2 protein-coding genes are annotated in these 9,356 nt (G+C 72.9%); both read left to right on the top strand.

The window, feature by feature from the left end; genetic code table 11:
• Positions 1-3,015: SDR family NAD(P)-dependent oxidoreductase (locus tag ABZ919_RS41215; RefSeq protein ID WP_361259383.1), on the top strand; the 3,015-nt coding region annotated here is incomplete at its 5' end.
• Positions 3,016-3,167: 152 nt separating this feature from the next.
• The coding region (locus tag ABZ919_RS41210; protein ID WP_361259380.1) for a type I polyketide synthase at positions 3,168-9,356 on the top strand (6,189 nt) is incomplete at its 3' end.

Here is a 9,356-nt window from a genome sequence, read left to right as displayed (position 1 = left end):
GGTGTGGACGTGGACTGGAAGGCGGTGTTCACCGGTACCGGTGCCACCCGTGTCGACCTGCCCACCTACGCCTTCCAACGCCACCGCTACTGGCTCGACACCAGCACCGGCACGCCGGAAGCCGCGCTGACCGCGCTCGGGGCGGAGTCGGCGGAGCATCCGCTGCTGGGCGCATCGGTCGAGCTCCCCGACGGCGGTGTCGTACTGACGGGTCGGTTGTCGCTGCGGACGCATCCGTGGCTGGCCGACCACGCGGTGGCCGGGGCGGTGCTGCTGCCCGGGACCGCATTCGTGGACATGGCCGTACGGGCCGGTGCCCAGGTGGGCTGCGCCGTAGTGGAGGAACTGACGCTGCAGGCGCCGCTGATCGTCGCGGAGACGGGCGGGACCCGGCTGCGGGTGACCGTCGGGGCACCCGACCAGGCCGGGCGGCGTACGCTCACCCTTCACTCCCGGCGGGAAGACCTGTCCTACGGCGACGAGTGGACCAGGCACGCCGAGGGCGTGCTGGCGGTCGCCGCGAGCCCCGTGCCGCCGGTGAGGGATCTGACGGTGTGGCCGCCGGAGGGTGCCGTGGCCGTGGACACGGGCGCTCTTTACGAGGAGTTCGCCGCCGACGGCTACGCCTACGGCCCGGTGTTCCGGGGCGTGCGTGCGGCCTGGCGGCGCGGTGACGAGGTGTTCGTGGAGGCGGTGCTCCCCGACGACCAGCGGGACGCTGCCGCCGGTCACGCGCTGCATCCGGCGCTGCTGGACGCGGCACTGCACGGACTGCGCATGGGTGACTTCCACGGCGCGCGGCGCACTCTCGTGCTGCCGTTCGCATGGCGCGGGATCTCCGTGCGCGCGGGCGGGGCCTCGGTCGTGCGTGCGGCGTTGACGCCGGCCGGGGGTGACGGGGCCTCGGTGGTCGTCGCCGACGGTGCCGGGCGTCCCGTGGCCGTGATCGACTCGCTCGTGCTGCGGCCTGTCGCGCACGAACAGCTCGCCGCGGCGGCGGAGCGTCATGACGACCAGCTGTTCCGCGTCGAGTGGCAGCCGCTGCCGCGGGTCCCCGGGTCCGGGAGCGCCGGGGTGTGGGCCGTGGCCGGCCCCGACGAGGGCAAACTCAGCGTCCACCTCCGCGACGTCCCCGGTGCGCCCGCCGACGTGTCCGTCCACCCGGACCTGGCGGCGCTGGCCGCCGCGATCGACGCCGGTGAGACGGTCGTACCGGACGTGGTGCTGGTGGCCTGTGTCTCCGCTGACGATGACGGCGACAAGGCCCTCGCGGGCACCGCGGACGGTGTGCGTACGACGGTCGAGGGCGCGGTGGCGACCGCGCGGGCCTGGCTGGACGACGAGCGGTTCGCGACGTCCCGGCTGGTGTTCCTCACGCGCGGGGCCGTGGTGACCGGTGCGGGCGAGCGGCCCGACCTGACGAAGGCGCCGCTGTGGGGACTGATCCGCTCCGCGCAGTCCGAGCACCCTGGCCGTTTCGTCCTGGCCGACCTCGACCAGGACGAGACCTCGCGCCCGGCCCTGGTGGCCGCGCTGGCTTCGGGCGAGCCCCAGTTCGCCGTACGCGCCGGGGAACCGCTGGTTCCCCGGCTGCGACCGACGGCCTCCCGGCCATCCGTCGCGGGTCCGCTGCTGGACCCGTCGGGCACGGTGCTGCTCACCGGAGCCACAGGCGGCCTCGGCCGCCTGCTCGCCCGGCACCTCGTCACCGAGCACGGCGTACGACACCTGCTGCTCACGAGCCGGAGCGGCCCGCAAGCCGAGGGTGCCGCCGAACTGCGTGCGGAACTCGCCGTCCTGGGAGCCCAGGTCACCCTGGTGGCCTGCGACACCGCCGACCGCGCGGCGCTGGAACGGCTGCTGGACGGCGTACCGGACGAGCATCCGCTGACCGCCGTGGTGGCCGCGGCCGGTGTGCTGGACGACGCCACCCTGACCGCCGTCACATCCGACCAGATCGACCGGGTACTGCGCCCGAAGGTCGACGCCGCGCTCCACCTCCACGAGCTGACGCGCGAGTCGAACCTGTCGGCGTTCATCCTGTTCTCGGGCGCCGCCGGCACGCTCGGCACAGCGGGCCAGGGCGTCTACGCGGCGGCCAACGTCTTCCTGGACGCCCTCGCCCACCACCGCCACGCGCTCGGGCTGCCCGCCCGCTCGCTGGCCTGGGGCCTGTGGGCCGAGCCCAGCGGCATGACCGAGCGGCTGGGCGAGGGCGCCCGGCAGCGGCTGGCCCGCCTGGGCATCGCGGCCCTGGACTCCGACCGCGCACTGGCGCTGTTCGACGCCGCCGGCCGGGCGGACGACGCCGTGCTGCTGCCGATGCGACTGGATCAGGCGGCGCTGCGCGCCCGGGCCGCGGACGGACAGGACGGCGACGGCGTGGCGACACTGCTGCGCGGGCTGGTGCGGGTACCCGTGGCACCGCGGTCCGCCGCGAGCGACACCGGCGCCGCGGCAGCGACCGGGAGAGCGGGAGCCGAGGGCACAGGCCCGGCGCTGCGGGAACGGCTCGCGCGCCTCAGCGAGGACGAGCGGCACCGAGCCCTCCTCGACCTCGTGCGCGGTCACGTGGCCACCGCACTGGGGCACGCCACCCCGGCGGGCGTGGAGGCGGCACGGCCCTTCAAAGACGTCGGCTTCGACTCGCTGACCGCGATCGAACTGCGGAACATGCTGGGCCGGGAGACGGGACTGCGGCTGCCCGCCACCCTGATCTTCGACCACCCGACCCCGGGCGCCCTGGCGGCGCACCTGGCGGCCGAACTCGCCCCGGCGCGCGCCGCGTCCGCGGTCGAGGACGGGCTGCGCGGACTCGAGGCTCTCGAGTCGGCGCTCACCGGGCTCGCCCAGGAAGACCCGGAGCGCGTCCTCATCCAGACCCGGCTGCGCAAGCTGCTCGCCCAGTGCGAAGGGGACGGAACAGGCAGCGCGGACCCCGCGCTCACCCTGGCCGACAAACTCGACCAGGCCAGCGACGACGACCTCTTCCAATTCATCGACGAGGAACTCTGATCCCTACCGGCCATTCCTGACCGGCCACTGCACGGCACATCACTGCACGGCACCGCACTGCACTGCACGGCACCGCACTGCACTGCACCGCACTGCACATCACTTCACTGAACGCTGTTCGGCGTGGAACGCGGAACACGGAGGGGGAAAGCGTGGCTACGGCAAACGAAGAAAAGCTTCGTGCCTACCTCAAGCGTGTCACCGGGGACCTGCACCAGGCCCGGCAGCGTTTGCGGGAACTGGAGGACGCCGACGCGGAGCCGATCGCGATCACCGCGATGAGCTGCCGCTATCCGGGCGGAGTCGCCGGCCCCGAAGACCTCTGGAAGCTCGTCGAGACCGGCACCGACGCGGTGTCCGCGTTCCCCACGAACCGCGGCTGGGACCTCGACGCCCTCTACGACGCCGACCCGGAGAGCAAGGGCAGGACGTACGCCCGAGAAGGTGGATTCCTCCACGACCTTGACCGGTTCGACGCGGAGTTCTTCGGGATCTCGCCGCGTGAGGCGCTGGCGATGGACCCGCAGCAGCGGCTGCTGCTGGAGACGTCCTGGGAGGTGTTCGAGCGGGCGGGCATCGACCCGACGTCGATGCGCGGCAGCCGGACCGGCGTATTCGCGGGTGTCATGTACGACGACTACGGTGCGGCACGCATCTACGGTGGCACCGCGGCCGAATTCGAGGGCTACCTCATCAACGGCAGCGCCGGCAGCATCGCCTCGGGCCGCGTGGCCTACACCCTGGGCCTGGAGGGCCCGGCGGTGACGGTGGACACGGCCTGCTCGTCCTCCCTGGTCGCCCTGCACCTGGCCGCCCAGGCCCTGCGAGCGGGCGAGTGCACCCTGGCCCTGGCCGGCGGCGTCACCGCCATCGCCACACCGAGTCTCTTCGTGGAGTTCAGCCGGCAGCGGGGGCTGTCGCCGGACGGCCGCTGCCGGTCCTTCTCCGACGACGCGGACGGTACGGGCTGGGCCGAGGGTGTCGGCATGCTGCTGTTGGAGCGGTTGTCGGATGCGCGGAGGAACAGGCATCCGGTGCTGGCGGTGGTACGCGGCTCGGCCGTGAACCAGGACGGTGCGAGCAATGGTCTTACGGCGCCGAACGGGCCGTCGCAGCAGCGGGTGATCCGTGCGGCGCTGGCGAACGCCGGGCTGTCGGCCGGTGACGTGGACGCCGTCGAGGCTCACGGTACGGGGACGACCCTCGGGGATCCGATCGAGGCGCAGGCGCTGCTGGCGACGTACGGCCGGGACCGGGAGGCGGATCGGCCGTTGTGGCTGGGGTCGTTGAAGTCGAACATCGGGCATGCGCAGGCTGCCGCCGGTGTCGGTGGCGTCATCAAGATGGTGCAGGCGATGCGGCATGGTGTGTTGCCGCGGACGCTGCACGTGGGTGTGCCGTCGTCGAAGGTGGAGTGGTCGGCGGGCTCGGTGGAGCTGCTCACTGAGGAGCGGGAGTGGCCGGAGACGAGAGAGCCGCGTCGGGCGGGTGTCTCGTCCTTCGGCGTGAGTGGCACGAACGCGCATGTGATTCTTGAGCAGGCGCCGGAGGTCGAGGCGTCGGCTGTGGTGGAGCCGGTGGCGGTGCCGTGGGTGCTGTCCGCGCGCAGTGCCGGTGCGCTGCGGGAGCAGGCGACACGGCTGGTGTCCCGGGTCGAGGGTGATGCGGGACTGTCGCCGGTGAACGTCGGCTGGTCGCTGGCGATGGGCCGGGCCCATTTGGAGCATCGGGCGGTTGTGGTCGGCCGTAGCCGGGATGAACTCCTCGCCGGCCTCGATGACGTGAATGCCGGGTCGGGTTCTGGTGGCCGGGTGGTGTTCGTCTTCCCGGGTCAGGGTGCGCAGTGGGCCGGGATGGGTGTGGACCTCCTGGATTCCGCGCCGGTGTTCGCGGAGCGGTTCGCCGAGTGTGCCCGGGCGTTGGCTGAGTTTGTGGACTGGGATGCGGAGGCGGTCCTGCGGGGGGCTTCGGGTGCTCCGTCGTTGGCGCGGGTGGATGTGGTGCAGCCGCTGTCGTGGGCGGTGATGGTGTCGCTGGCCGCGCTGTGGCGTTCCTACGGCGTCGAACCCGCTGCCGTGGTGGGCCATTCGCAGGGTGAGATCGCGGCTGCCTGTGTCGCGGGTGCGCTGACCCTCAAGGACGGTGCCCGGGTCGTGGCGCTGCGTTCGCAGGCGATCGCGGCGAGCCTGGCTGGTGACGGTGGCATGGTGTCCGTGGCTCTGGACGCCGGGCAGGCTGCCGAGCGGATCGCCGGCTGGGACGGTCGTATCGAGATCGCCGCGCTCAACGGCCCCACCTCGGTGGTGGTGGCGGGTGAACCGCAGGCCCTGGACGAGCTGATCGCCGCTTGCGAGGCCGACGAGGTCCGTGCTCGTCGTATTCCGGTGGATTACGCCTCTCACACCTCCCATGTGGAGCGGATCGAGGAGGAGCTGGCCCGGGTCCTGGCCGAGGTGCGTCCGCAGACCTCCACGATCCCGTTCTTCTCCACGGTGGAGGCCGACTGGCTGGACACGCAGGCCCTGGACGCCGGGTACTGGTACCGCAACCTGCGCCGCACGGTCCGTTTCGAGGAGGCGGTACGCGCCCTCACCGAGCAGGACCACACCGCCTTCGTGGAGGTGTCGGCGCATCCGGTGCTCGCGATGAGCATCCAGGACACCGCCGACGAGGCAGCCGTCACCGGCACCCTGCGCCGTGACGACGGCGGCCTGGACCGCTTCCTAACCTCCCTCGGCGAGTTGTGGGTCCGTGGCGTGGACGTCGAGTGGGCCCAGGCTTTCGCCGGCACCGGTGCGCACCATGTCGAGCTGCCGACGTATGCCTTCCAGCGCAGCCGCTACTGGCTCGACGTCAGCCCGACGGCCGGTGCCGGCACGGCGGCCGTGGGCCTGTTGGCTGCCGGGCATCCGATGCTCGGGGCGGTCATGGACCTTCCGGACTCGACAGGTGTGGTCCTGACGGGCCGGTTGTCGCTGCGGACGCATCCGTGGCTGGCGGATCACGCGGTCGATGGGGTGGTGCTGCTGCCGGGCACCGCGTTCGTGGAGCTGGCCGTCCGGGCCGGTGACGAGGTCGGCTGCGGGGCGGTCGAGGAGCTGACCCTCCAGGCCCCGCTGACGCTGCCCGAACAGGGCGGGGTCCGGCTGCGGGTCACAGTCGGGGAGCCCGGCGCCGACGGTCGGCGGACGGTTGCCGTGTACTCCTGTGCGGACTCCGCGACGGAGACCACGGCGGAGTCGCCCGGAGACGCCTGGACGTGCCACGCCACCGGTGTGCTGGCGCGGGAGGCCGTCGAGTCCGGTGTCGACCTGGCGGCTTGGCCGCCGTCGGATGCCGTGCGCGTCGAGGTCGACGCGCTGTACGACGAGCTGGCCGGTGCCGGGTACGGTTACGGGCCGGCGTTCCAGGGGCTGCGTGCTGCCTGGCGGCGCGGCGACGAGGTGTTCGCCGAGGTGGAGTCGGCGGAGGAACAGCGGGACGAGGCCGCTCGCTTCGGTATGCACCCAGCGCTGCTGGACGCGGCGTTGCATGCTGCGCGGCTGGGCGGGTTCTTCTCCGACGCGCAGGCACGGCTGCCGTTCGAGTGGCGTGGCGTCTCGCTGCACGCGTCCGGCGCGTCGGCGCTGCGGGTACGTCTGGCGCCGGCCGGTGCGGACGCCCTGTCGGTGGCCGTCGCCGACGCCACCGGACAGCCCGTCGCGACCGTCGGCTCGTTGCTGACCCGGCCCGTCGACCGCGAGCAGCTCGCCTCGGCCCAAGCGGCCCTGCACGACGCCCTGTTCGAACTTCAGTGGACCGCCGCCACGCCGGCGTCGGCGGCCGCGGGGGCGGTCACCTGGGCCTTCGTCGGTGAGTCGCCGATCGGCGGGCCGACGTACCCGGACTTCGACACCCTCGCCGACGGGGACGCCGTACCGGACCTGGTCATCTGCCGCTTCGCGGACTCGGCGTACACCGCGGAGACGACCACGGGCGCCGTGCACACGGCTCTGAGCGAGGCCCTGGAGCTGGTGCAGGGGTGGCTGGCGGAGGAGCGGTTCGCGGGGTCGCGGCTGGTGCTGGTGACCTCGGGCGCGGTGGCGGCCGGTGCCGAGGAGGGAGTAGCAGATCTCGGGGCGGCCGCGGTGTGGGGTCTGCTGCGGTCGGCCCAGACGGAGAACCCGGGCCGGTTCGTGCTGGTGGACGTCGACGCTGCCGAGCCCTCGTGGAGCGTGCTGCCGACGGCCCTGGAGTGGGCGCTGGAGCGGGACGAGCCGCAGCTGGCGGTGCGTTCCGGCGACGTGCGCGTGCCACGGCTGGGTCGGATGCGTGCGCCGGCCGTGGACACGGCCGGCGGCTTCGGCACGGGCACGGTGTTGGTGACGGGCGCGACCGGCACGCTGGGCGCTCTGGTGGCACGGCATCTGGTGACGGCGCATGGGGTACGGCGGCTCTTGCTGCTCAGCCGCAGCGGCCCGGAGAATGCTGGTGCCGTCGAACTGGCCGAGGAGCTGGGTCGGTTGGGCACCGAAGCCTCGGTCGTGGCGTGTGATGTCGCCGATCGCGGGGCGCTGGCCCAGGTGCTGGCGGGCGTACCGGCCGAGCACCCGTTGACGGGTGTGGTGCACACGGCGGGTGTGCTGGACGACGGTGTCGTGTCGTCCCTGACTCCGGAGCGGCTGGCGGCGGTGCTGCGGCCGAAGGTGGACGGTGCCTGGAACCTGCACGAGCTGACCCGTGGCCTCGGTCTGTCGGCGTTCGTGCTGTTCTCGTCGGCGTCCGGTGTGCTGGGCAGCGCGGGACAGGGCAACTACGCGGCCGCGAACGCGTTCCTCGACGCGCTGGCCGCGGCCCGCCGCGCCGAGGGGCTGCCCGCGGTCTCGCTGGCGTGGGGCTTCTGGGAGCAGCGCAGCGGCATGACCGGTGAGCTGAGCTACTTGGACCTCGCGCGTATCGCGCGGTCGGGGCTCAGGGCGTTGTCCTCCGATGAGGGCCTGGAGTTGCTGGACACGGCGATGTCCGCGGGACCGGCGTCCGTCTTTCCGGTGCGGTTCGATGTGACGGCGCTGCGCGAGTTGGGTGCCGGTGTGCCGGCGGTGCTGCGCGGGCTGGCCGGTGCCCGGGTGCGCCGGGCGCGTGCGAGCGAGAACCCCGGTGCTGGTTCGGGCCTGGCGGACCGGCTCGCGGGGTTGTCGCCGGACGCGCGGATGCGGGAGCTGTCCGGGCTGGTGCGTGGCCAGGTGGCCGCGGTGCTGGGGCACGGTTCGGCGGCGTCGGTGGAGGAGGGCCGGGCTTTCAAGGAGCTGGGCTTCGACTCGTTGACGGCTGTTGACCTGCGGAACCGGCTGAACGCGGCGACCGGTCTGCGGCTGCCCGCCACGCTGGTCTTCGACCACCCCACGCCGGCCGCTCTGGTGAACCACCTGCTGGGCGAACTCACCGTAGACACAGGCGAAATCACCGGCGAACCGCTCCCGGTACGAGCCGCGTCGGACCACCAGGATCCCATCGTCATCGTCGCGATGAGCTGCCGCCTTCCCGGCGGCGTGACCACCCCCGAGGACCTGTGGAACCTCGTCGTCGCGGGCATGGACACGATCTCGCCCTTCCCGGTGGACCGGGGTTGGGACCTGGACGGCCTGTACGACCCGGATCCGGAGCAGACGGGCACGTCGTACGTCCGTGAGGGCGGGTTCCTGCACGACGCGGCCGACTTCGATCCCGAGTTCTTCGGGATCTCGCCGCGTGAGGCGCTGGCGATGGACCCGCAGCAGCGGCTGCTGCTGGAGACGTCCTGGGAGGTGTTCGAGCGGGCGGGCATCGACCCCGCCCGGGTACGGGGCAGCCGGACCGGTGTCTTCGCGGGCGTGATGTACAACGACTACGGCTCCCGGCTGGGCGGTGCACCGGAGGGCTTCGAGGGCTACCTGGGCAATGGCAGCGCGGGCAGTGTCGCCTCCGGGCGCATCTCCTACACCTTCGGGCTGGAGGGCCCGGCGGTGACGGTGGACACGGCGTGCTCGTCGTCGCTGGTCGCCCTGCACCTGGCCGCCCAGGCGCTGCGGGCGGGCGAGTGCACGCTGGCCCTGGCCGGCGGTGTGACGGTGATGTCGACGCCGATGACCTTCGTGGAGTTCAGCCGCCAGCGGGGGCTGTCCGCGGACGGCCGCTGCCGGTCGTTCTCCGACGACGCGGACGGTACGGGCTGGTCCGAGGGCGTCGGCATGCTGCTGTTGGAGCGGTTGTCGGACGCGCGGCGCAACGGGCATCCGGTGCTGGCGGTCGTGCGCGGCTCGGCCGTGAACCAGGACGGTGCGAGCAATGGTCTTACGGCGCCGAACGGGCCGTCGCAGCAGCGG

The sequence above is a fragment of the Streptomyces sp. NPDC046759 genome (assembly GCF_040645475.1).
In the GTDB taxonomy this organism is placed as follows: Bacteria; Actinomycetota; Actinomycetes; order Streptomycetales; family Streptomycetaceae; genus Streptomyces.
The sequence above is the reverse complement of the archived record's forward strand: the minus strand, read 5'-3'. Positions and strand labels throughout refer to the sequence as shown.